Genomic DNA, 19,417 nt, shown 5'->3' with positions numbered 1-19,417 from the left:
CCTTGACGACCAAAGTGGTCTATGCCACTCTTGGTCTACTTCAAGTGGTCTACACCAATTGAAGCAGACCTCAAGGAGAAGACATGAGCGGTACGCAGGCTGCGAAATCCAGCGCGGTCCTCGTCGGCATCGCGGCGGCGAGCCTCGGTGTGATCTACGGGTACGACACGTCGAACATCGCTGCGGCGAAGGACTTCATCCGCGCCGACTTCGGCCTCGGTGACGGCATGACGCAGGCACTCGCCACCGTCGTCGTGGTGGGCGAGATCCTCGGCGCCATCGCCGGCGGCTGGTTCGCCAACAAAGTCGGCCGCCGCAAGGCGATGATCGCCGTCGCCGCGGGCTACAGCGTCTTCGCCCTGTTCGGCGCGCTGGCCCCCACGGTGCCGCTGCTGCTGATCGCGCGGTTCCTGCTCGGCCTGACCGTCGGCGTCTCGGTCGTGGTCGTCCCGGTCTTCGTCGCGGAATCCGCCCCCGCCAAGCGACGCGGCGCGATGCTGGTGGCGTACCAGTTCGCCACGATCGTCGGCATCATCCTGGGCTACATCCTGGGGTACCTGCTCGCCGGCCTGGGCACCACGTCGTGGAAGTGGATGCTCGGCCTCGCCGCGGTCCCGGCGATCATCGTCACCCTGCTGCTCGTCCGCCTGCCCGACACCGCCCGCTGGTACATGACCCGCGGCCGCGAGCACGAGGCCCGCGCCGCCCTGATCTCGATCGAGCCCGATTCGACCGCGGCGGACATCGAGGCCGAGCTCGACGAGATGCGCGCCCAGCTCTCCGACGAGTCCGGTGGCAAGCTGAGCCAGCTCTTCCACAAGCCCTACCTGCGCGCCACCTTCTTCGTGGTCGTCCTCGGCTTCTTCATCCAGATCACCGGTATCAACGCGATCATCTACTACAGCCCGGACATCTTCGCCTCGATGGGCTACGACGGGAACTTCGGCAAGTACATGCTGCCCGCGTTCGTGCAGCTCTTCGGCCTCCTGGCCGTGGTGATCTCGATCTTCACCGTGGACAAGTTCGGCCGCCGCCCGATCCTGCTCGGTGGAATCGGCACCATGATCCTCGCCTTCGCCGTGATGATCCTGGCCTACCGCATGGCCGACGGCGACTTCACGAACCACCAGACCGCGGGCGTCGTCGGTTTCGCCGGCCTGGTTCTCGTGGTGATCGGCTTCTCGTTCGGCTTCGGCTCGCTGGTCTGGGTCTACGCCGGCGAGGCCTTCCCCGCCCGGCTGCGCGCTTACGGCTCGTCGGCGATGCTCACCTCCGATCTGGTGGCGAACGCCATCGTCGCGCAGGTCACGCTGACGATGCTCAACAGCCGCCTGCTCGGCGGCACCGGGACTTTCGCGGTCTTCGGCGCGCTGTCCGTGGTCGCCTTCCTGTTCGTTCTCAAGTTCGCCCCGGAGACCAAGGGCCGCAAGCTCGAGGACATCCAGTACTACTGGCAGAACAACGCCACCTGGCCCGCCGACGACGACAAGGCCGGGGCGCCGGCCCGATGAACACCGCTGTGATCGGCCTCGACATCGGGGGCTCCAAGACGCAGGCGGTCCGCGCCGAGAACGGTGTGGTGGTCACCGAGGCCCTGTCCGGCAGCGCGAACATCTCCTCGGTGGGCCGCGACGAGGCCGGGCGCCAGCTCGACATCGCCCTCGCCCGCCTCGGCGTCGACGGGGTGGGGGCGGTGTGCGCCGGCGCGGCCGGGGTGGAGACCCCGGCGGGCGCGGCCACCCTGACCGCGCTGCTCGCCGAACGCGTCCCGGGGGCCCGCATCCGGGTGGTGCACGACAGCCAGCTCATCCTCGCCGCGGCCGGCGTCCGCGACGGCATCGCCGTCATCTCCGGCACCGGCGCCGTCGCCTGGGGACGGAAGGACGAGCGGCGCGCCCGCGCGGGCGGCTGGGGCTACCTCCTCGGGGACGAGGGCAGCGGTTACTGGGTCGCCAAGGAGGCGGTCCGCCGCACCCTGATCCGACTCGACCGCGACGAGTCCGCCGATCACCTGGGCCAGCAGCTCGCCGCGGACTGCGGCCTGCAGGGGACGGAGGAGCTGCTCGATCACTTCTACGCGCAGCAGGAACGGCGGTACTGGGCCGGTCGCGCGCGCGTCGTCTTCGAGCTGGCGCAGTCCGGCGATGCGGCGAGCATCGAGATCGTCGAGGAGGCGGCGCGCGCACTGACGGACATCGCGGTGTCGGTGGCCGAGCGGATCGGCTCGACGGGGCCGGTGGTCCTCGCCGGGGGGCTGGCGGTGCACCAGCCCGCCCTGCAGCGCCGCGTCCGGCACCACTTGGGCATGCGCGGGATCTCCGATCTGCGCGTGCTCACCGTCGACCCGGTGCGGGGCGCCGTCCAGATCGCGTTGCGCGAACTGGGACGACGGGGCTCGCAGCGCTAGCGCGCGGGGCGCGGGCAGCTCGGGTGCGAGCCGGCGGTCACCAGGTCGGCGACGGCGGTGCGGGGGTCGCCGGCGGTGACCAGGCCCTCGCCCACGAGCACCCCGTCGGCACCCTGGCCGGCGTAGGTGAGCAGGTCGCGGCTGTCGCGCACGCCCGACTCGGCGATCTTGATCACCGACGAGGGCAGGCCCGGCGCGATCCGCGCGAAGGAGTCGCGATCGACCTCGAGGGTCTTGAGGTTGCGGGCGTTCACGCCGATCACGGTGGCCCCGGCCTCCATGGCGCGATCGGCCTCGTCCTCGGTGTGCACCTCGACGAGCGCGGTCATGCCCAGCGATTCGATCCGGTCCAGCAGCGAGACCAGGACCGGCTGTTCGAGCGCCGCGACGATGAGCAGCACGATGTCGGCGCCGTGCGCGCGGGCCTCGTGGATCTGATACGGCGTGACGATGAAGTCCTTGCGCAGCACGGGGATCCGCACCCGCTCGCGGACCGCGTCGAGATCGGCCAGCGAGCCCTTGAAACGGCGCTCCTCGGTGAGCACGCTGATCGCGCGTGCGCCCCCGGCCTCGTACTCGCAGGCGAGCATCGCGGGATCGGCGATCCCGGCCAGATCGCCCTTCGACGGGCTGGCGCGCTTGACCTCGGCGATGACGGCGATACCGGGCTCACGCAGGGCCGCGGTGGCGTCGATCGCGGGCGGCGCGGCCTTGGCGGCCGCCTTGATCGCGGCGAGGTCGACGAGGGCCTCACGGGCCGCCAGGTCCGCGCGCACACCCTCGATGATCGAGTCGAGAGCAGTGGGTGAAGTCACGGCTGCGGGCCCTTCCTGAATCGTGGAGCGTGCTCCAACATTAGCCCTCGGCCCGGGGGCGCTCCGGTCCGGCCCCCCGCTCCGTCTCCGGGCGCGTGCCCTCGGTCTCCGTGGGGTCGTCGCCGCCGTCGAGCGCGTCCCACAGGTCGCGCTCGGAGGACGGTTCCGCGGCGGCGCCGTCGAAGACGCGCTGCTCGAGCTCGGCCCGTCGCGCGGCGGGCGAGACGTACTGCGAGCCCATGCCGCCGCGCCGGAGGCTGCGCATGAGCAGCGTCGCGGCGAGCACCGCCAGCACGGCTCCCAGGATCGCGACCCACGGGCCGGCCAGGGCCGGGTCCACCTGGGAGATGTAGTCCTTGTTGCCCATGATCACGCCGCCCGCATCACCGTCGGCCGGCGCATCGCGCAGGATCTTCTCCAGGTAGCCGATGTCCGGCTCCTGCGTGAGCACCGTGACGGCCGGGTAGGCGGTGCCGATCGCGGCCACCGCGACGATCACGGCCACCACGCCCCGGGCCCAGTTCTTCAGCGCCAGGCCCGCGGCGATCGCTGCGAGGAAGACCAGCCACAGTGCCGCCAGTGCGGGCGCCCAGGTGTGCCCGGCGACGTCCACGGATCGCTCGACGGTCAGCCCGTCCGCGATCGTCACGCCCATCCACGACATCCGGCTGGATCCCCAGACGGCGCCCGCCGCCCCGGCCAGCAGCAGCGAAGCGATCGCGAGGTTCCGCTTGGCGTTCATCGGGCCTCCCCCGTCACGCCGCGCAGCGTGTTGGCCGCGGCGACGGCCTTGAGCGCCGCGAGCGCCTTGTTGCGCGACTCGTTGTACTCGTACTCGCCGACGGAGTCGGCCACGACGCCGCCGCCGGCCTGCACGTACGCGGTGCCGTCTTTGAGCACCGCGGTGCGGATGGCGATCGCGGTGTCGGCGTCGCCGGCGAAGTCGAGATAGCCGACGATGCCGCCGTAGAGGCCGCGCCGGGTGATCTCCGCTTCGTCGATGAGCTCCATCGCGCGCACCTTCGGCGCGCCCGTGAGAGTGCCCGCGGGGAAGCAGGCCGCAACGGCGTCGAGCGCCTGCCTCCCCGGCGCGAGGTCGCCCGAGACCGTCGAGACCAGGTGCATGACGTGGCTGTAGCGCTCGATGCGGCGGTAATCGGTGACGCGGACGGTGCCGGGCGTGCACACGCGGCCGAGATCGTTGCGGCCGAGGTCGACGAGCATCAAGTGCTCGCTGTTCTCCTTCTCGTCGGCCTGCAGGTCCTTCTCCAGCAGCAGGTCCTCCTCGGCGGAGGCCCCGCGCCATCGGGTGCCCGCGATCGGGTGCGTGGTGGCGGTGCCGTCGGAGACGGTGACGAGCGCCTCGGGGCTGGAGCCGACGATGGAGAAGGCGACGGAGCCGTCGGGCGCGGGGACCTGGACGAGGTACATGTACGGACTGGGGTTCGACGCCCGCAGCACCCGGTAGACGTCGATCGGGTCGGCGTCGCTGGGGACCGAGAAGCGCTGTGAGGGAACCACCTGGAAGGCCTCGCCGGCCTCGATGTCGCCGACCAGTTTCTCGACGATCGCGCTGTACTCCTCGACGGTCCGCTGCGCCGTGTACTCGGGCTCGGGGCGGGTGAAGGACGCCACCGACGACGCGAGCGGCGCGGCCAGCGCGGCCTCCATGGCGTCGAGCCGCGCGACGGCGTCGGCGTACGCCTCGTCCACCCGATCGGCCGAGCCGTCCCAGTTCACCGCGTTGGCGATGAGGGTGATGGTGCCCTCGTGGTGGTCGATCGCCGCGAGGTCCGTCGCGAGCAGCCACACCATCTCGGGCAGGTGCAGGTCGTCGACGGTGGTGTCGGGCAGGCGCTCCAGGCGCCGCACCGCGTCGTAGGCGAGGTAGCCGACCATGCCGCCGTTGAGCGGCGGCAGCCCCTCGATCCGCTCCGAACTGAGCAGCCGCAGCACCTCGCCGAGGGCCTCGATCGGATCCCCGCCCGACGGTGCGCCCGCGGGCGCCTTCCCGATCCAGGTGGCGGCACCGTCGACGACGGTCAGCGCAGCGGGCGCGGGGGCCCCGACGAACGACCATCGACTCCAGGACTGCCCGGCCGCGGCGGATTCGAGCAGGAAGGTGCCGGGTCGGCCCCCGGCGAGCTTGCGGTACGCCGAGAGCGGCGTCTCGGCGTCGGCGAGCACCGTGCGGATCACGGGCACCACGCGATGCCGGTCCGCGAGCGCGAGGAACTCGTCTCGGCTGGTGGTCGCGCCGTCGGGCTGCAGGTTCGGCTGCTGTGCGGTACTCATCGCCTGCCAGTATCCCAGCGCCGGTAGGTTCGTGGCCATGCGCATAGGCCAGCAGGCCCCGGACTTCGCACTCCCCGACCGCACCGGCACCGTTCGCACGCTCTCCGAGCTCCGCGGCGACGGCCGGGCGGCGGTCTTCTTCTACCTCACCGCCGGGCTCCCGGTGTGCGTGGCCGAGGTCGGCCGGTTCCGCGACGCGGGTGAGGAGTTCGACCGCCGCGGCACGGCCCGGATCGGGATCAGTATGGACCCGCTCGTGCGGACGCAAGCGTTCGCGGACGTCATGGAGCCCGGGTTCCCCCTGCTCACCGACGCCGACGGTGCCGTCGCCGCGGAGTACGACGTCAAACGCGGGAAGTTCGCGGTGGCGCCGGTGCGGCGGCAGACCTTCCTCATCGACACCGACGGGACGGTGCTGCACATCGTCGTGGGCGAGCTGCGGGCGGTGGCGCACGTCGAGGAGACGCTGGCCTTCCTGCGCACGCTCAGCGGCTGACGATCACTCCGCCCCGAGGAGCAGGTCACCGTCGAAGCAGGTGTGCGTGCCCGTGTGGCACGCGGGCCCGGTCTGGCGGACCGTGAGCAGAACCGTGTCGCCGTCGCAGTCGAGCCGCACGCCGCGCACCTCCTGCACGTGGCCCGAGGTCTCCCCCTTGACCCACAGCTGCTGCCGCGAGCGCGAGTAGTACGTGCCCTTGCGGGTCGCGAGGGTCATCGCGAGGGCCTCGTCGTTCATCCAGGCCATCATGAGGACGTCGCCGGTGCCCTCCTCCTGCGCGATGGCGGCGACGAGTCCGTCGGCGTTGCGCTTGAGCCGGCCGGCGATCGCGCTGTCGAGCTCCGTCATCGCCGCACCACCAGGGCGTGCTCGGCCATCTCGTCCTTGACCTCACCGATCGTCATGTCCCCGAAGTGGAAGACACTGGCGGCGAGCACCGCGTCGGCACCCGCCTCGACGGCGGGCGCGAAGTGCTCGACCGCACCCGCGCCGCCGGAGGCGATGACGGGGATGTGCACGGCCGCGCGGGCGGCGGTGATCATCCGCAGGTCGAAGCCGGCCTTGGTGCCGTCGGCGTCCATCGAATTCAGCAGGATCTCGCCCACGCCGAGTTCCTCACCGCGGCGGGCCCATTCGATGGCGTCGATGCCGGTGCCCTTGCGGCCGCCGTGCGTGGTGACCTCCCAGCCCGACGGTGTCGGCTCCTCGCCGTCGGGGACGGTGCGGGCGTCGACGGAGAGCACGATGCACTGGCTGCCGAACCGGTTGGACAGCTCGCGCAGCAGTTCCGGGCGGACGATCGCGGCGGTGTTCACGGAGACCTTGTCGGCGCCCGCGCGCAGCAGGGTGTCGACGTCCTCGACCGAGCGGACGCCGCCGCCGACGGTGAGCGGGATGAAGACCTGTTCGGCGGTGCGGCGTACCACTTCGAGCATGGTGCCGCGGCCCGAGCTCGATGCGGTGACGTCGAGGAAGGTCAGTTCGTCGGCGCCCTGCGCGTCGTACGCGGCGGCCAGCTCGACGGGATCGCCCGCGTCACGCAGGTTCTGGAAATTGACGCCCTTGACGACGCGCCCGTCGTCGACGTCCAGGCACGGGATCACGCGCACGGCCACCGTCATCGGTTCCGCCTCCTTCGAATGTCTCTAGTAGCCCAGGGTTCCGGGGTGCCCCGGATCGCCGCGGAAGTCCGACGGTGCGCCGACCGACCGGACGATCGCCGCGAGCTCGTCGTAGACGCCGGGGGCGCCCGCGAGGACGGAGTCGGAGCCGACGTGCCATTCCTCGCCCGCGAGGTCGGTGACGCGGCCGCCGGCGGCGAGCACGAGCGCGGCACCCGCGGCGTTGTCCCACGGATGGTGGCCGAAGACCACGGCACCGCCGAGCGCGCCGGCGGCGGTGTAGGCGAGGTCGACGCCCGTCGACCCGAACTGGCGCACGCGCGCCACGCGGCGCGAGACCTCGCCGAGGATGGCGTAGCGGTAGTCGCCGGGGAAGTGCCCGTTGCTGCCGCGGCTGAAGCTGCCGACGGCGATCATCGCGTCGTCCAGCCCGCCGTCGCTCAGTGGCGGCAGTGCCTCGCCGCGGTTGCGGACGGGGCCCGCGACGTGGCCGGCGAAGGCGTCGCCCACGAGGGGGAACCAGGCCAGGCCCGCAACCGGTTTGCCGTCGTGCAGGAGGCCGAGCAGCGTTCCCGTGGCGGGGTATCCGGCGGAGTAGTTGAAGGTGCCGTCGATGGGATCGAGGACCCACACGGTGCCCTCGTCGACCGGGGCTCCGCCGTACTCCTCGCCGTGCACCGGAACACCCGTGGCCTCGGCGACGGCCGCGGTGATCCGCCGCTCCAGCTCGAGGTCGAGATCGGTGGCGAAGTCGGCCGGGCCCTTCGCGACGGACGCCGGCGCGCCGACGCCCTCGATGAAGCGGGGCGCAGCGGCGTCCAGCGCCTCGCCTGCGAGGGCGAGGAGCCGGTCGGGGTCGGCGGTGAAGCCGTCGGGCAGGGCGGCCACTAGCGCGACACCGCGTCGAGGGCCTCGGGGAGGGTGAACCGCCCGGCGTAGAGCGCCTTGCCGATGATCGCGGAGTCCACGCCCTGATCGACGAGGGTGGCGATCGCGGTGAGGTCCTCCAGCGCGGAGATGCCGCCGGAGGCCACGACGGGCGAATCGGTGGCTGCCGCCACGGCCGACAGCAGGTCGAGGTTGGGGCCGGTCAGGGTGCCGTCCTTGGAGACGTCGGTGACCACGTAGCGGCTGCAGCCGTCGTTGTTCAGCCGCTCGAGGACCTCCCAGAGGTCGCCGCCGTCGGTGACCCAGCCGCGGCCGCGCAGCCGCCACTGCCCGTCGATCTGCTTGACGTCGAGGCCGACGGCGATCTTGTCGCCGTAGCGGGCGATGGCGCTCGCGCACCACTGCGGGTTCTCGATCGCCGCGGTGCCCAGGTTCACGCGGGCACAGCCGGTGGCGAGCGCCGCCGCGAGGGAGTCGTCGTCGCGGATGCCGCCGGACAGCTCCACCTTGACGTCGAGCTCGCCGATGACGCCGGCCAGGAGCTCGCGGTTGCTGCCCTTACCGAAAGCGGCGTCGAGGTCCACGAGGTGGACCCACTCCGCACCGTCGTTCTGCCAGGCGAGGGCGGCGTCGCGCGGCGAACCGTAGGCCGTCTCGCTGCCGGCCTCCCCCTGCACCAGGCGCACGGCCCGGCCCTCGGCGACGTCGACTGCGGGAAGAAGTACCAGACTCACGCGACCAGCCTAGTGCGTCGAGTCATCCGGGTTTCCGGGCTCCCGGTCCTCGGCGCCGTCGACGGCCCGTCTGACCATCGTCTTGGAGACCGCCCCCATGGCCGCGACCGCGCCGATCAGGCCGACCGCCACGATGAGCAGCCCCACAGCCGGGCTCGGGCGCAGCACGTTGAGCAGCAGGACGCAGAGCCCGAGGACCGCGACCGCCGCGCCCACCGAGAAGAGGGCGAGCCGCCCGAGCGAGAGCCCCTGCCTGCCGCTCACAGCGTGTCCACCCAGTTCCTCAGCAGCACCGCGCCGGCGTCGCCGCTCTTCTCGGGATGGAACTGCGTGGCCCACAGCGGGCCGTTCTCGACGGCGGCGACGAACCGACCCCCGTGATCGGCCCAGGTGACCTTCGGGGCGCGGATGTGATCGGCGATGTCGAGCTCCCACTTCTGCACCGCGTACGAGTGCACGAAGTAGTAGCGGGTGTCGGCGTCCGTGCCGGCGAACAGGGTCGAATCCTCGGCGACCTCGACGGTGTTCCACCCCATGTGCGGGACGACCTCGGCCTGCAGTCGTTCGACGGTGCCGGGCCACTCCCCGCAGCCGTCGGTCTCGACGCCGAACTCGATGCCCTTCTCGAACAGGATCTGCATGCCCACGCAGATCCCCATCACGGGACGCCCGCCCGCGAGGCGCTCGCCGATGATCCGGTCGCCCTGCACGGCCTTGAGGCCCGCCATGCACGCCTCGTAGGCGCCGACGCCGGGAACGAGCAGGCCGTCGGCGGCGAGGGCGATCTTCGGGTCCGCGGTCACCGTGACCTCCGCGCCGGCCCGCTCCATCGCACGATGCGCGGAACGGATGTTGCCGGAGCCGTAGTCGAGGATCGCCACCTTCTTCATGCTCGCCAGCCTAATCGGCCCCGATGATGCGGTGCATCGCAGTATTACGCTGGCGACATGGGGGTGTTCGACAGGGCGGACGAGGGCAGCGACGAGGCGGAGGCCTATCGCGCTGAGCTCGCGGCGGAGAACAACCGCCTGGCGGCGCGCGACGACTCCGCACAGGCAGCCCGTCCCGCATGACCGAGTACCCGCCGCGCACCGCGGAAACGGTGCGTCGCAGCATCACCGACGGAGTCGATCCGATCCCCGGGGAGGAGCCGGCGGCGCTGCTCGCACTCGGCAGCCCACTCATCACCGATGCCCCGGACGATCCGCAGCTCGTGCGGGCGCTGTTCGTGTGGCACGGAGTATCCGGTGATCCGCCCGGTGCGGTGTACCTCTGGGTGAACCGGCTGACCGACAAGGGGCATATCGATCGCGGCATGATGCGGCCGCGCGGCGGCGGACTGTGGTTCGTCGAGCTCACCGTTCCCCGCGACGTTCTCGCGACGTATCGGTTCCTGCCGCTCTCAGCGGGTCAACGAGGGCAACAGCAGGTGCCCCCACCGCGCGAGTTGCTGCGCTTCGCGGAGGTCGATCCGGAGAACGCGACCGCCGCCGCGGGGTCGCCTTTCGGATCGGTCCTTGCAGGCCCTGCTGCGCCCGGAATCGAAGCCTGGACGTCGCCGGCGGCCGTCACGTCGACCGTGGTCGACCGCACCGTCGATGTGGGCCCGGTTTCGGTGCGGCACCGGCTCGCCGTGCCACGCGGGCCGGCACCAGCGGATCTGCTCGTCGTCTTCGACGCGGACTCCTGGTTCGACCGGTTCCGCCTGCCGGACGTCCTCGCCGCCGCGGGCCGACGGTGCGCCGTCCTCGGGATCGACTCCCCCGCCGATCCCGCTGCGCGCCTCCGGTTTCTCAGCGCCCACGACGGCCTGTTCGAAGCGATGGAGGCGCAGGCGGTCCCCGACGCGCGTTGTCGGATCGGCTCGGGCCGGGTGGTGGTCGCCGGTCAAAGCCTGGGCGGCCTCGCAGCACTCGCGTTCGCAGCGCGGAACCCCGATCTCGTCGACGAGGTCCTCGCCTACTCACCCTCGGTGTGGTGGCGCCCCGGCATCATCGGCCGCCCGGCGGACGTCACTGCGCGGCAGGCCTGGGTCCACGATCTGGTCCGCCGGTGCCCGCCCGGCGCGTTCTCGATCCGTCTGGCGTCCGGGGCCTTCGAGGAGGAACTCACGCCGGGCGTGCGCGATCTGGCCGCGACGGCCGAGGCCGCGGGCCACCTCGTCGAGCACACCGTCTACACCGGTGGACACGACGAAGTCCAGTGGGCCGCTCACCTTCTCGCGCATCTGGCGGCCGCGCCCCAGCACTAGGGGATCAGGATGAACTTCCCGATCGGATGCGCCGCTTGCAAGTCGGTGTGGGCCCGCGCGGCGTCGACGAGCGGGAAGGTCTTCGCGACCGCGTTCACCAGCTTCCCCTCGCCTGCGAGGTCCAGAAGCGGTCCACGGGCCTCGTCCCGGATGCGGGCACTGTCCGGGTCGGGCCCACCGATCGCGAGGAAGCCGTCCTGCGCGGCGCGGCCGAACCCCGCGATCGTCACGATCCGCTTCCGGTCGGCGACGAGTGCGAGGGATACGTCCGCCGCCTCGTCGGTACCCACCGTGTCGATGGCCGCAGTCACGCCCTCCGACGCCACCGCGCGCACACGCTCCGCCAGTCCGTCGCCGTACTCGACCGGGATCGCGCCGAGGCCGCGCAGGTAGTCGTGGTTCGCCGCGCGCGCGGTGCCGATCACCGTGGCTCCGCGCAGCCGCGCGAGCTGCACCGCCAGCAGTCCCACCCCGCCGGCTGCCCCGTGGATCAGCACGGTGTCGCCGGCGGCGACTCCGATGCGCTCGACCGCATCCCACGCGGTGGCGCCCGTGAGCAGGAGTCCCGCCGCGTCCTCCCAGCTCACCCCCGCCGGCTTCGGCAGCACCGCCTGCGCCGGTTGGATCGCGGCCGAGGCGTAGACGCCGTCGCCCCGGTAGACGACGACCTCGTCGCCGACGGAGATCGGACCCCGCGGCCCGACGGCATCCGTACCGACCGCGGTCACCACGCCGGCCCCCTCGCTCCCGACCGGTTGCGGCAGCGTCGACGGGTCGTCGCCGTACGCTCCGCTGTAGAGCTTGTAGTCGATGGGGTTCACGCCGATCGCCCGGAATTCGACGATCACTTCGCCCGGCCCCGGAGCGGGCAGCTCCCGCTCGATGACCTCGAGGACCTCGGGCCCTCCGAACGCCTGTGCCACTACTGTTTTCGCCATCACCTGCACAACTCCGCGCGTCCGCACTCCATTCCAATTCGACTCACCGGGACCGAATATCCGTTGCCGCCGGGCGGCGGCTCTGAGTACCGTCGGCCAGCACCGGACAACTCACCGGACTGACAAGGAGTGGCACGCACGATGGCCGTCACCCAGTTGCTGGCCCGCATCGCACCCCAGTACCTCGACGCGTGCGGACAGTCGGTCGATGAGCTCGACCGCCTGTGCTCGTTCATCGTGAGCGAGGACGACTACCTCGATCTGAACTGGTCGGGTCCATACATCGCCCGGGTGCTCACCAGCCTGGGTACGTCACCCGCGGATGTGGCATTGGTCGAACACGCCTGGACGGGCACCGTTGAAGTCAATCCGTCGTACCGGGAGCCGCACCTTCCCGTCGACCAAGCGCCGATGGCGATCTGTCCCGCTGACGTATCCGACATCGCCCACGCCCTGTCCTCGATAGACGTCGAGAAGTTCGCGCTCGCGATCCCGCCGGAGCAGACGGAAGCCACAACGTTCTTCGACGCCGAGGCTCCACTAGACCCACGCGGATTTCTCGCCGGACACCTCGTCACGCTTCGCGACTTCTACATCGCGGCGGCGGCCCGGCGTCTCGCCGTCATCGAATGGCTGGACTGATCGTCAGATCTCGCGGGCGCCGATGAGGGCGTCGGAGATGATGCCGGTAGCCCGCTCGAGAGCGGGGATCGCGCGGTCGACGAAGTCGTCGCCGAGGCGGGAGACGGGGCCGGAGATGCCGACGGCCATGGGGGTCGGCGCGCCGGGCACGGCCATGGCGTAGCAGCGCACGCCCACCTCCTGCTCCTCGTCGTCGATCGAGTAGCCGCGCGCGCGGACCTTCTCCACCTCGGCGAACACTCCGGACAGCGTGCTCACGCTGTTCGCGGTGGGCGCCGGGATCCCCGCCTGGCCCACCAGCTTGACGATGCGGGCGTCGTCGAGCTCCGCCAGCACCGCCTTGCCGACCCCGCTGTTGTGCAGGTTCACCCGGCGGCCGGCCTCGTTGTTGGTGCGCATGCTGTGCTGCGAGGGCACCTGGCCGGTGTAGATGACCATGTCGCCGTCGAGGACGGCGAGGCTCGCCGTCTCCTCGAGCTCGTCGACGAGCGACTGCAGCACGGGCACGGCGACAGCACCGAGCTGACGGTTCGCGACCTCGCCGAGCCGGATCAGCCGCGGGCCGAGCGCGTACCTGCGGTTGGGCAACTGCCGGACGTAGCCGATGCCGACGAGGGTGCGCAGCAGCCGATGGATCGTGGGCGGCGGGAGCGGAGTCCCCGCCGACAGTTCGCTGAGCGAGCACTCGCCGCCCGCGCGCCCCATGAGCTCGAGCAGTTCGAAGGCCCGCTCCACCGACTGCACGCCCGAGGTGGATTTCCCCGCCATGATCGCCTCCCCAGAGATCGGATCGTTCCGCTGTTCCATCGTGACGGTACGCGCACAGTTCCATCTTGCGTTCCGTATTGCGGTATTGATCAGCATCCACGGACGTCCCGACACCAGAATCGCGACCGCAGTACGCACCTTCTGCACCACGATGCGGAACGGCACCGAGGTTCGCACTCGCGAGCACCGCGCACCGCCGGCGGGGACCGTTCCACGGCAAGCGTTGTCGCACGGCGGAAGTCGCGGAGAATCGCGAAGAAGATCTGCTTGACAGCCCCCGGAGTGCATGTTTCACTCGACGTGACCGGAATCACATTTCCGGAGGGCGGAACGCAATCTGCGAAGCCCCTTACGATCGCCACCACGCATCGTCATCGATCAGCCCCATCCCCCACCGCTCCCCGGAGCACCTGGACCGCGCCGGGCCCGCCCGGCGTTCGGACCGAGAGGACCACCATGACCAGCCAGCAAGAGCAGAGCGGGACGGACGAGCGCGACGACGCCCCATCCCCTCCGAACACCTCCGCGTTCCTCGACCGCTTCTTCGAGATCACCCGGCGCGGTTCCACGATCCCCCGCGAGATCCGGGGCGGCCTCGTCACCTTCGTCGCGATGGCCTACATCGTCGTGCTCAATCCGCTGATCCTGAGCAGTTCGGCGGACGCGGCCGAAGGCACGCTGGGCTTCGTGCAGGTCACGGCGGTGACGGGACTGACCGCGGGCGTCATCACGATCCTGTTCGGCCTCGTCGCCCGGCTGCCCTTCGCTCTGGCCGCGGGCCTGGGCATGAACTCCTTCCTCGCTGTCGCGGTGGTCAAGGACGTCACGTGGCCCGAGGCGATGGGCCTCGTGATCATCAACGGCGTGATCATCGTGGTCCTCGGCGCCACGGGCATCCGCACCGCGATCTTCCGCGCGGTGCCGGCCGAGCTCAAGACCGCGATCACCGTCGGCATCGGCCTGTTCATCGCCTTCATCGGATTCGTGAACTCGGGCTTCGTCACGCGGACACCCGCCGGACCGCCGGTCCAGCTCGGCCACGACGGGTCGATCGACGCGCTCCCCACCGCCGTGTTCATCTTCGCGCTGCTGCTCATCGCCGTCTTGGTCTCGCGCCGCGTGCCGGGCGCGATCCTCATCGGCATGATCGTCGCGACGATCGCGGCGATCGTCATCCAGCACTTCGCCAAGCTCGGCACCGTCGGCGATCCGAACCATCCCGACCCCAAGGGATGGAACCTCAGCGCCCCCGAGCTGCCCAGTCAGATCGTCGCGCTGCCCGACTTCAGCCTGATCGGCCAGTTCGACCTCTTCGGAGCCTTCGAGCGCGTCGGCGCACTCGCGGCCACGATGCTCGTGTTCACGCTGGTGTTCACCAACTTCTTCGACGCGATGGGATCCATGACCGGCCTGGCCCGTCAGGCGGGCGTCGGCCAGCCCGACGGGACGTTCCCGCGCATCCGTTCCGCGTTCGTGATCGAGGGCATGGGCGCGGTCGCCGGCGGCGCCACCTCGGGCTCGTCGAACACCGTCTTCGTCGACTCCGCCTCCGGCATCGCGGAGGGTGCGCGCACCGGCCTCGCCGCCTGCGTGACCGGCGTCCTCTTTCTCGGTTCGATGTTCTTCGCCCCGGTCATCGGGGTCATCCCGATGGAGGTCGGCGCCGCGGCGCTGGTCGTGGTCGGCTCGATGATGGTGGCGCAGATCCGGGAGATCGACTTCACGCACTTCTCGGTCGCACTGCCCGCCTTCCTCACGATCGTCACCATGCCCCTGACCTACTCGATCGCCAACGGCATCGGCGTGGGCTTCATCACCTGGGCGCTGCTCAGCGTCCTCAGCGGTCGCGGACAGAAGGCGCACTGGCTACTGTGGGCGGTCTCGGTCGGGTTCATCCTGTACTTCGTCCGAGGACCGATCACCGCGTTCATCAGCGGCTGACCTGCAACGGCGCAGGTCCGAGCCGGACGGCCCCGCACCCACACTCCGTGATGCGGAAAGAAGATTCCGAAACCTCTTCCCGATGTGACCTCCGTCACCTAGAATGACAAGCACTGGATCGTGTTCGCATGGAAAACCAGCGGTCCAGCTCAGCCTCGCAAACCATGCCTGTCGGAACCGCGTGCCGCGGTTCAGTAGGGATGCAGCGGTGACCGAAACGCTGACCGGATGCCACGTGACCGTGAACGGCCGTTCCCGACCCTTCACCGGCCCGGCCCACACCAGCGCCCTCGATTGGCTGCGTGAGCAGGGCCTCACCGGAGCCAAGGAGGGCTGCGCCGAAGGCGAGTGCGGCGCCTGCTCGATCCTCGTCGCCCGCCCCGGCGATGGCGATACGCCGCAGGATCGCACGCGCTGGACCGCGATCAACGCCTGCCTCACGCCCGCCGCGGCCCTCGCCGACCAGGAGGTCATCACGTCCGAGGGGCTCGGCGAGCCGGACGCGCTGCACCCCGTGCAGACCGCGATGGCGCTGCGCGGCGGCTCCCAATGCGGCTACTGCACACCGGGATTCATCTGCAGCATGGCTGCAGAGTTCTATCGGCCCGACCGCGCGGGGGGCGAGGAGCAGGCGTCGGAGGACGAGCGCTGCACGGCGCACGACGAGCACGGCGCCAACGGCTTCGACCTGCACGCACTGTCCGGAAACCTCTGCCGCTGCACCGGGTACCGGCCGATCCGCGACGCCGCGTACGGCTTGCCCGCCGAGCCGGCGCCCGACGACCCGCTCGCCGCGCGCCGCACCGAGCCCGCACCCGAACCCACGTCGACCGAGGTCGTGGGCCCGCAGGGCCGCTTCGTCCGCCCGGCCGCTCTCGACGACGTGCTCGATCTGCTGGCCGGCGGCGAGTCCCCGGTCCTGGTCGCGGGTTCCACCGACTTCGGCGTCGACGTCAATCTCAAGGGGCGGCGCGAGCCGCTCGTGGTCGCGATCGACCGGTTGCCCGAGCTGCGCGGGTTGCGCTGGGAACAAGACGAGCTCGAGATCGGTGCGGCACTGACGCTCTCGGAGATCGAGCGCCGCCTGGGCGGGCGTGTTCCGCTGCTCGCCCAGGTCTTCCCCCAGTTCGCCTCCCGCCTCATCCGCAACGCCGCCACGCTGGGCGGCAATCTCGGTACCGGGTCACCGATCGGCGACACCCCGCCCGCTCTGCTCGCGCTCGACGCCCGCCTCGTCCTCGCCTCCCGGGAGGGTGAGCGCACTGTCCCCCTCGCCGAGTACTTCACGGGCTATCGCGCGACGGTGCGCCGGCCCGACGAGCTCATCAAGGCGATCCGCATCCCGCTGCCCCAGAGCCCGCTGACGGCGTTCCACAAGATCGCCAAACGCCACTTCGACGACATCTCGAGCGTCGCGGTCGCCTTCGCACTCACCGTGGAAGCGGGCACCGTCACCCGGGCCGCCATCGGGCTCGGCGGTGTCGCCGCCACCCCGCTGCGCGCCACGGCCACGGAGCGGGCCCTCATCGGGCGCCCGTGGACCGAGGAGACCGTGCGCGACGCCGCGGCGGTACTGCGCGCCGAGGGAACCCCGATGGACGACCACCGCGCGTCCGGTCGCTACCGCTCGGCGATGTTGGGGCGCTCACTCGAGAAGGTCTTCGCCGAGTCCACGGCCCGAGAGGAGCTGTCATGAGCCACTTGTCCGAACGCCCCGCGAGCGCGATCGTCGGGCAGGAGGTACCGCACGAGAGCGCGACGCTGCACGTGACCGGCACGGCCCTCTACACCGACGACCTCGTCGGCCGCACGCCCGGAATCCTGCACGCACACCCCGTGCAGTCCGACTGCGCCCACGCCCGGATCCTCGCGATCGACACCGCGGCCGCGCTGCGCGTTCCGGGGGTGGTCCGGGTATTGACGGCGGCCGACGTGCCCGGTGTCAACGACGCCGGGGTCAAGCACGACGAGCCGCTGTTCCCCGAGGACGAGGTCATGTTCTACGGGCACGCGGTGTGCTGGGTGCTCGGTGAGACGCTCGAAGCCGCCAGGCTCGGTGCCGCCGCGGTGCGTTTGGACCTGGAGCCGCTTCCCTCCCTCGTGTCCCTGCGCGACGCGATCGCGGCGGACAGCTTCCACGGCGCCCGCCCTACCGTGCGCCGCGGCGATCTGGAGTCCGGCTTCGCCGAGGCGGCGCACGTCTACAGCGGCGAATTCGAGTTCGCGGGCCAGGAGCACTTCTACCTGGAGACGCACGCCTCGCTCGCGCAGATCGACGAGAGCGGCCAGGTCTTCGTCCAGTCGAGCACGCAGCATCCGTCGGAGACGCAGGACATCGTGGCGCACGTGCTGGGCCTGCCGAGCAACGCCGTCACCGTGCAGTGCCTGCGCATGGGCGGCGCATTCGGCGGCAAGGAGATGCAGCCGCACGGCTTCGCCGCCATCGCCGCCCTGGGCGCGACGCTGACCGGGCGCCCCGTGCGCCTACGACTGGACCGCACCCAGGACATGACGATGTCCGGCAAGCGGCACGGCTTCCACGCCACCTGGCGCGTCGGCTTCGACGAGGACGGGCTCATCACCGCCCTCGAGTCCACGCTCACGGCCGACGGCGGCTGGAGCCTCGACCTCTCCGAACCGGTCCTCGCCCGGGCACTGTGCCACATCGACAACGCCTACTGGGTACCGAACATCGCCGTACACGGCCGGATCGCGAAGTGCCACAAGACCTCGCAGACCGCTTTCCGCGGGTTCGGAGGCCCGCAGGGCATGCTGGTCATCGAGGACATCCTCGGCCGGTGCGCGCCCCGGCTCGGCCTGTCGGCACGCGAGTTGCGGCGCCGCAACTTCTACGGCGACGGGCAGAGCACCCCGTACGGCCAGCCCGTACGGCACGCCGACCGCGTGCGCACGGCGTGGGAACAGGTCGTCGCCACGGGCGAGATCGAATCCCGCGAGGCGGAGATCGCCGCGTTCAACGCCGCGCACCCGTCCGTGAAGCGGGGGCTCGCGCTGACCCCGGTGAAGTTCGGCATCTCGTTCAACCTCACCGCGTTCAATCAGGCCGGCGCCCTCGTGCTGGTCTACAAGGACGGCTCGGTCCTCATCAACCACGGCGGCACCGAGATGGGCCAGGGCCTGCACACCAAGATGCTCCAGGTCGCGGCCACCACCCTCGGCGTACCGCTCTCGCGCGTACGGCTCGCCCCGACCCGGACCGACAAGGTGCCCAACACCTCCGCCACCGCGGCGAGCTCCGGTGCGGACCTCAACGGCGGCGCGGTGAAGAACGCCTGCGAGCAGATCCGTGATCGACTCGCTGCGGTCGCCGCGTCGCTCATCGGGACCAATCCCGCCGACGTGCGGTTCGGCGACGGCACGGTCAGCGGCCTGGGTGCGTCGGCGCAGAAGCTCACCTGGGAGGAGGTCGTGCACGCCGCGTACTTCCAGCGGGTGCAGCTCTCCGCCTCCGGGTACTACCGGACCGAGGGGCTGCACTGGGACGCGAAGGCGATGCAGGGCGAACCGTTCAAGTACTTCGCCTACGGCGTCGCCGCCAGCGAGGTAGAGGTCGACGGCTTCACCGGGGCGTATCACCTGCGGCGCGTGGACATCGTGCACGACGTCGGCGACTCCCTCTCCCCCATGATCGACATCGGGCAGATCGAGGGCGGCTTCGTGCAGGGCGCCGGCTGGCTCACCCTCGAGGACCTGCGCTGGGACGAGAGCGACCGCCCCACCCGCGGCCGGCTGCTCACGCAATCCGCCAGCACCTACAAGCTCCCCAGCTTCTCGGAGATGCCGCCGGACTTCCGGGTCTCATTGCTCGACAAGGCGCACGAGGACGGTGCCGTCTACGGCTCCAAGGCCGTCGGCGAACCGCCGCTCATGCTCGCGTTCTCGGTCCGGGAGGCACTGCGCCAAGCGGCGGCGGCGTTCGGCCCGCCCGGCACCGCCCTCGAGCTCGCCTCGCCCGCCACCCCCGAAGCGGTGTACTGGGCGATCGAGGCCGCCCGGGAGGCGGGCCCGGAGCGCAACGGGCACCGTCGGACATCCGTCCCCGCGACCGGAACCGCCGCCCCGGCGGCACCGGCCCCCGCGCCGCTCGGCTGAGCCCG

At 71.1% G+C, this 19,417-nt stretch carries 20 protein-coding genes; 9 read left to right on the top strand and 11 right to left on the bottom strand.

The genetic code is table 11. The annotated features are described in order from the left end of the window. Window positions 1-83 precede the first annotated feature (83 nt). Window positions 84-1,511, top strand: a complete 1,428-nt coding sequence (locus BLQ62_RS11410; RefSeq protein WP_068534719.1) for a sugar porter family MFS transporter — start codon at window positions 84-86, stop codon at window positions 1,509-1,511. After that, window positions 1,508-2,407, top strand: a complete 900-nt coding sequence (locus tag BLQ62_RS11405; protein WP_068565391.1) for an N-acetylglucosamine kinase — start codon at window positions 1,508-1,510, stop codon at window positions 2,405-2,407. The genes BLQ62_RS11410 and BLQ62_RS11405 overlap by 4 nt, the downstream gene beginning before the upstream one ends. On the opposite strand, the gene trpC is transcribed toward BLQ62_RS11405, so the two are convergent. From trpC to BLQ62_RS11390, 3 genes are read right to left on the bottom strand one after another with little or no spacing between them, the layout of a single operon-like run. After that, the gene (gene trpC, locus BLQ62_RS11400; RefSeq protein ID WP_068534725.1) at window positions 2,404-3,222 is read right to left on the bottom strand and encodes an indole-3-glycerol phosphate synthase TrpC; all 819 of its coding nucleotides are present in this window, start codon (window positions 3,220-3,222) and stop codon (window positions 2,404-2,406) included. The genes BLQ62_RS11405 and trpC overlap by 4 nt on opposite strands. Before the next feature lie 40 nt (window positions 3,223-3,262). After that, window positions 3,263-3,964 (bottom strand): TIGR02234 family membrane protein, encoded by a 702-nt coding sequence (locus tag BLQ62_RS11395; RefSeq protein ID WP_068565393.1) that lies wholly within the window; start codon window positions 3,962-3,964, stop codon window positions 3,263-3,265. Continuing rightward, window positions 3,961-5,517: an anthranilate synthase component I gene (locus BLQ62_RS11390; RefSeq protein ID WP_068535853.1), complete on the bottom strand. Its 1,557-nt coding sequence runs from the start codon at window positions 5,515-5,517 to the stop codon at window positions 3,961-3,963. The genes BLQ62_RS11395 and BLQ62_RS11390 overlap by 4 nt, the downstream gene beginning before the upstream one ends. A 37-nt stretch (window positions 5,518-5,554) precedes the next feature. Between BLQ62_RS11390 and BLQ62_RS11385 the strand changes: the two genes are divergently transcribed. Continuing rightward, window positions 5,555-6,013: a peroxiredoxin gene (locus BLQ62_RS11385; protein ID WP_068534726.1), complete on the top strand. Its 459-nt coding sequence runs from the start codon at window positions 5,555-5,557 to the stop codon at window positions 6,011-6,013. A gap of 3 nt (window positions 6,014-6,016) precedes the next feature. Here the strand turns inward: BLQ62_RS11385 and hisI are convergent, their stop codons facing one another. From hisI to hisH, 6 genes are read right to left on the bottom strand one after another with little or no spacing between them, the layout of a single operon-like run. Then, window positions 6,017-6,364 (bottom strand): phosphoribosyl-AMP cyclohydrolase, encoded by a 348-nt coding sequence (hisI, locus tag BLQ62_RS11380; protein WP_068534728.1) that lies wholly within the window; start codon window positions 6,362-6,364, stop codon window positions 6,017-6,019. Beyond that, entirely contained in the window at window positions 6,361-7,137 is a 777-nt protein-coding gene (gene hisF, locus BLQ62_RS11375) for an imidazole glycerol phosphate synthase subunit HisF (RefSeq protein WP_068565395.1), read from the bottom strand. Before hisF ends, hisI begins: the two co-directional genes overlap by 4 nt. 24 nt (window positions 7,138-7,161) lie before the next feature. Beyond that, entirely contained in the window at window positions 7,162-8,025 is an 864-nt protein-coding gene (locus BLQ62_RS11370; RefSeq protein ID WP_068565396.1) for an inositol monophosphatase family protein, read from the bottom strand. Then, window positions 8,025-8,759: a bifunctional 1-(5-phosphoribosyl)-5-((5-phosphoribosylamino)methylideneamino)imidazole-4-carboxamide isomerase/phosphoribosylanthranilate isomerase PriA gene (gene priA / locus BLQ62_RS11365; protein WP_068534738.1), complete on the bottom strand. Its 735-nt coding sequence runs from the start codon at window positions 8,757-8,759 to the stop codon at window positions 8,025-8,027. The genes BLQ62_RS11370 and priA overlap by 1 nt, the downstream gene beginning before the upstream one ends. Before the next feature lie 9 nt (window positions 8,760-8,768). After that, window positions 8,769-9,023, bottom strand: coding sequence for a hypothetical protein (locus BLQ62_RS11360; RefSeq protein WP_068534740.1), 255 nt, complete (start codon window positions 9,021-9,023; stop codon window positions 8,769-8,771). Continuing rightward, window positions 9,020-9,649, bottom strand: a complete 630-nt coding sequence (gene hisH / locus BLQ62_RS11355) for an imidazole glycerol phosphate synthase subunit HisH (protein ID WP_068565398.1) — start codon at window positions 9,647-9,649, stop codon at window positions 9,020-9,022. Before hisH ends, BLQ62_RS11360 begins: the two co-directional genes overlap by 4 nt. A 57-nt stretch (window positions 9,650-9,706) precedes the next feature. On the opposite strand from hisH, the gene BLQ62_RS24350 reads away from it, so the two are divergent. Together BLQ62_RS24350 and BLQ62_RS11350 are read left to right on the top strand one after the other, a co-directional pair. Continuing rightward, window positions 9,707-9,832 carry a hypothetical protein gene (locus BLQ62_RS24350; protein WP_269451313.1) on the top strand — a complete coding sequence of 42 codons (126 nt, stop codon included), beginning with the start codon at window positions 9,707-9,709 and terminating at the stop codon, window positions 9,830-9,832. Further along, window positions 9,829-11,010 (top strand): alpha/beta hydrolase-fold protein, encoded by a 1,182-nt coding sequence (locus BLQ62_RS11350; protein ID WP_068565400.1) that lies wholly within the window; start codon window positions 9,829-9,831, stop codon window positions 11,008-11,010. The genes BLQ62_RS24350 and BLQ62_RS11350 overlap by 4 nt, the downstream gene beginning before the upstream one ends. Here BLQ62_RS11350 and BLQ62_RS11345 read toward each other — a convergent pair. Continuing rightward, complete coding sequence (locus BLQ62_RS11345; RefSeq protein WP_068566208.1) at window positions 11,007-11,948, bottom strand: NADP-dependent oxidoreductase; 942 nt, start codon at window positions 11,946-11,948, stop codon at window positions 11,007-11,009. The two genes, BLQ62_RS11350 and BLQ62_RS11345, sit on opposite strands and share 4 nt — an antisense overlap. 141 nt (window positions 11,949-12,089) lie before the next feature. Here BLQ62_RS11345 and BLQ62_RS11340 point away from each other — a divergent pair, with 141 nt between their 5' ends. Beyond that, the gene (locus BLQ62_RS11340; protein WP_068565401.1) at window positions 12,090-12,590 is read left to right on the top strand and encodes a DUF1877 family protein; all 501 of its coding nucleotides are present in this window, start codon (window positions 12,090-12,092) and stop codon (window positions 12,588-12,590) included. A 3-nt stretch (window positions 12,591-12,593) separates the two neighbouring features. Here the strand turns inward: BLQ62_RS11340 and BLQ62_RS11335 are convergent, their stop codons facing one another. Beyond that, window positions 12,594-13,358 (bottom strand): IclR family transcriptional regulator, encoded by a 765-nt coding sequence (locus BLQ62_RS11335; RefSeq protein ID WP_068535857.1) that lies wholly within the window; start codon window positions 13,356-13,358, stop codon window positions 12,594-12,596. A 456-nt stretch (window positions 13,359-13,814) separates the two neighbouring features. Here BLQ62_RS11335 and BLQ62_RS11330 point away from each other — a divergent pair, with 456 nt between their 5' ends. The 3 genes from BLQ62_RS11330 (at window position 13,815) to xdhB (ending at window position 19,412) form a co-directional block, all read left to right on the top strand. Next, window positions 13,815-15,299: an NCS2 family permease gene (locus tag BLQ62_RS11330; RefSeq protein WP_068565402.1), complete on the top strand. Its 1,485-nt coding sequence runs from the start codon at window positions 13,815-13,817 to the stop codon at window positions 15,297-15,299. Window positions 15,300-15,507: 208 nt separating this feature from the next. Next, window positions 15,508-16,995 carry a xanthine dehydrogenase small subunit gene (locus BLQ62_RS11325; RefSeq protein WP_231857588.1) on the top strand — a complete coding sequence of 496 codons (1,488 nt, stop codon included), beginning with the start codon at window positions 15,508-15,510 and terminating at the stop codon, window positions 16,993-16,995. Next, complete coding sequence (gene xdhB, locus BLQ62_RS11320) at window positions 16,992-19,412, top strand: xanthine dehydrogenase molybdopterin binding subunit (protein WP_068565403.1); 2,421 nt, start codon at window positions 16,992-16,994, stop codon at window positions 19,410-19,412. The genes BLQ62_RS11325 and xdhB overlap by 4 nt, the downstream gene beginning before the upstream one ends. Window positions 19,413-19,417 lie beyond the last annotated feature (5 nt).

The organism is Tsukamurella pulmonis (genome assembly GCF_900103175.1).
GTDB classification, from domain to species: Bacteria; Actinomycetota; Actinomycetes; order Mycobacteriales; family Mycobacteriaceae; genus Tsukamurella; species Tsukamurella pulmonis.
Note: the sequence above shows the minus strand (reverse complement) of the source record. Positions and strands in the feature narration are given on the sequence as shown.